Genomic DNA, 3,827 nt, shown 5'->3' with positions numbered 1-3,827 from the left:
TCTAGACGGGAGTCATCCGCCCCCGACCAGCACGAGCACCCCGAAGCCCGCGCACACCAGCCCCATGACCTGCAACTTCACGATGCACACCGCTCATTGGTCGGCGACACCACCCGCTGTAGCGATGCCCATCCACCGGATTAAACGGGCGCCCCACGACGGTCTGCTGAAGACCACGCACTGCTCGCGCGGGGACAGGGTGGCCGGGCAGATCCTCCATGCGGGCCGCACCAGGTTCACTTTGTCCGGCTTGATGTACGGCGGTCCGGCGGGTTCCGGGATCTCCACAGCAGTCAGAGAGTAGCGGTCTCCGCCCGCTGCCCCCGGCCCGATCGACAGCGAGTGGGGCGCAGGGGGCAGTAGCGGTCAGTTGTCGTCCCATCCAGTCGTCGTGCCGCCGAAGTAGGGTCAGCCCAACTTCTGTAACGGGGCCGGTGCTGTCAGTGGCACCATTTACATTTTGGTGTGCGGACCAGCACCGTCACTGGTCAGTCTCTCAGCGGGTGCCTTGCGCCCGTGCTAGGAAGGACAACTCAAGTGGTCGACCTGCAGAAGGACGTCTGGGCCGTCGCCGACACGCTGCGCGGGGTCTATGCCCGCAACAAGGCGGGTGACGTCATCCTGCCCATGACGATCTTGCGGCGCCTCGAGTGCGTCATGGCGCCCCACCGCGCCCAGGTCGCCGCGATTGTTGCTCAGCAGCCGAACGAGACGCTGCGTGTGAAAATGATCAAGTCCTTCACTGGGGGCGTGAAGTTCTACAACACGACGACGCACACCCTGGCCACGGTGTACGACTCCGGCGACGACATGGCCGACAACCTGCTGGAATACGTGCGCGGGTTCAGCAAGGACATTGACGTCTTCGCGAACTTCCACCTGCCCCAGCACATCGAGCGGATGAGGAAGGGCGGCATCCTCGCCACGATTGTCCGCCAGTTCCGCGACCTCGACCTATCTCCCGAGACTGTGCCGAACTCCAAGATGGGCGAGTTGTTCGAGCACCTCATCTACATGGACTTCGAGTCGTCCAACGCTGAGTCCGGTGATCACTACACGCCACGCGACGCGATCAATTTGCTTGTCGATTTGCTGTTCGCCGAGGACGATAACGCGCTGGCCGGCGACGCCATCCGCAGCATTTACGACCCCACCGTCGGCACCGGCGGCATGCTCAGTGTGGCAGAGGAGCACCTGCAGCGCATGAACTTGGATGCGGAGCTTCTCCTGTACGGGCAGGAACTGCGACCCGAGTCATACGCCATGTGCCGCTCTGACATGCTCGCCAAGGGCCAGAACCCCCAGAATATCGTGCTGGGCAACACCCTGACCAACGACCTGTTCCCTGACGACAGCTTCAACTACATCCTCTCCAATCCGCCCTACGGCGTGGACTGGAAGAACATCGCGGAGGACGTGGAGAAGGAGCATAAGAGGGGCTTTAGCGGTCGCTTCGGAGCTGGTCTGCCCCCGACCTCTGATGGTGCCCTGCTGTTTGTGCAACACGCGATCGCCAAGATGAGCCCCCCTGACGGCCAGGACGGCGGTGCCCGCGCCGGTATCGTTCTGAACGGTTCTCCGCTGTTCTCTGGCGGTGCCGGTAGCGGCTCCAGCAATATCCGAGGATGGTTGCTGGAAAACGACCTGATCGAAGCCATCGTCGCCCTCCCAAACGACATGTTTTACAACACCGGAATTCCCACGTACCTGTGGATCTTCGACAACAAGAAGCGCCGCGAGCGCAAGGGAAAAGTGCAGCTCATCGACGCCACCGCCCTGGGCGTCAAGATGCGTCCGTCGTTGGGGTCCAAGCGCATTGAGATTGACGAGGCCGCCCGTAAGCGCGTGCTCCAGCAGTACGCAGACATGGAGTCCTCGGACACCTCCAAGATCTTCGAGAATCTCGATTTCGCCTCCTGGCAGATTACCGTCGAGCGACCCCTGCGCCGGAACTTCGAGGCAACTCCCGAGCGCGTCGTCCTCGTTGAGGAGCACAAGGCCCTTGGCAACATCGATGGCCTTATCGGCGCCCTGAACTCCTTTAACGGGGGCCAGTACCTCAATCGTGAGGACTTTCTCAACGACTTGGGCAAGCACCTCGGTTCCCGTGGTGTTCGCCTGACCTCCACGCAGCGCAAGGCCCTGTGGCAGGCCCTCGGCGAGCGTGATGAGAATGCTGACATCTGCCGCTTCCAGTCGGGCAAGAACAAGGGGAAACCAGAGCCCGATACGCCCCTGCGCGATACCGAGAACATCCCCTTCGGCTGGAACGGGCACCCCAAGAGCCACGACGCCAAGGAGGCCACCATCAAGGCGTACTTCAATGCGGAGGTAAAGCCGCACTTTGGGGACGCCTGGGTCGATCACACCAAGACCAAGGTGGGCTACGAGATTCCCTTCCCCCTTCACTTCTACAAGTACGTCCCCCCGCGCACCCTTGCTGAGATTGACGCCGACCTCGACGAGTCCCTGCAAGAGATCCTCGGTCTGCTGCGCAAGGTGGAGGAAGGCAAGTGAGCACCCCTCTTCCCTGGGGAGACACCCAGTCACCGTGGACAGTCGGGCAGGTCAAGCATCAGGGCAGCGTCACCCTAGGCAAGATGCTTCAGACAAAAGATGCCGGCCAAGACTTCTTGGCTCCGTACATGAGGGCGGCCAACGTCCAGCCTGAAGGTGTGCTCTCGCTGGACGACGTCAAGGAAATGTGGTTTTCGTCTGGTGAGCTGAAGGATCTCAGTCTTAGGCGGGGCGACGTCGTTGTGGTCGAGGGCGGGCAGGGTGGCTTCGGCCGTGCTGCGTACGTCGGTGAAGACCTCGACGGCTGGGGATTCCAGAACTCGATCAACCGAGTCAGGTCGAGCCCTGACAATGACGGGCGATTTCTTGCGTACTACCTGATCGCCTTGCGTGCCACGGGGTTCATCCGGAGGTACTGCAACATCGTCTCTATGCCGCATCTGACGGCCGAGAAGCTGGCCGCCATTCCTATCCCGCTCCCTTCTGGTCTTGAGCAACGCGCCATCGCTGATTACTTGGATCGGGAAACGGCAGAGATCGTTAGCCTAATCGCCGCGCAGGAGCGGTTCATTGGGCTGCTGCGGGAGCGACGACGGGCCGTGATTAGTCACGCGTTCCAGTCGATTCCCAATTCTCGAACCCCGCTCAGAAGATACATTCGGTTCCTTACCAGTGGTTCGCGAGGGTGGGGTGACTACTACGCCGACGAAGGTGACGTTTTCGTTCGCATTGGTAACTTGCCGCGCCAGTCGCTTAATCTGGGCGGAGAAATTCAGCATGTAGATCTACCTCCCCATGTGCGCGAGGGGCAGAGGACTAGGCTGCGAGAGAATGATCTCCTTTTCTCCATTACCGCCTATATTGGGTCTATCGCCGTGGTTGGGGCGGAATGGGTTGATGCCTACGTGAGTCAACACGTAGCGCTGTGCCGTCTGGAACTTTCGCGGCTGGATCCGCGATTCGTTGGACACTTCATGCTCGGAACTGAAGGTCAAGACCAGCTTCTGCAAGGAGCGGTCGGCGGTACCAAGGTTCAACTTGCACTTGACGACATCCGTGGGCTCCGAATCCCTGCTCCCGCTCTCCAAGAACAGCGACGTGTCGCCGCGCATCTGGACCGTGAGACATCGAATATCGACACGCTCATTACGAAAACGCGGCGACACATCGAGCTTGCGAAGGAGCGCAGGTCTGCGCTCGTCGCTGCGGCCGTGACAGGGTCATTGCACGAACAGGATCGGTCCGGTTCGTCGGTCTCGTGTGTGACGTGACGTCATGTACCGGTGTGTGGCGGGGTGTCCCTGGAAAGA

The 3,827-nt window shown here is 61.0% G+C and carries 2 protein-coding genes; both read left to right on the top strand.

What is annotated here, in order from left to right:
- Positions 1–537: 537 nt before the first annotated feature.
- Positions 538–2,517: an HsdM family class I SAM-dependent methyltransferase gene (locus tag H300_RS0121600; protein WP_028429045.1), complete on the top strand. Its 1,980-nt coding sequence runs from the start codon at positions 538–540 to the stop codon at positions 2,515–2,517.
- Entirely contained in the window at positions 2,514–3,788 is a 1,275-nt protein-coding gene (locus tag H300_RS30715; RefSeq protein ID WP_078516221.1) for a restriction endonuclease subunit S, read from the top strand. Before H300_RS0121600 ends, H300_RS30715 begins: the two co-directional genes overlap by 4 nt.
- The last annotated feature ends 39 nt before the right edge of the window (positions 3,789–3,827 follow it).

Source organism: Streptomyces sp. TAA040 (assembly GCF_000424845.1).
The sequence above is the reverse complement of the archived record's forward strand: the minus strand, read 5'-3'. Positions and strand labels throughout refer to the sequence as shown.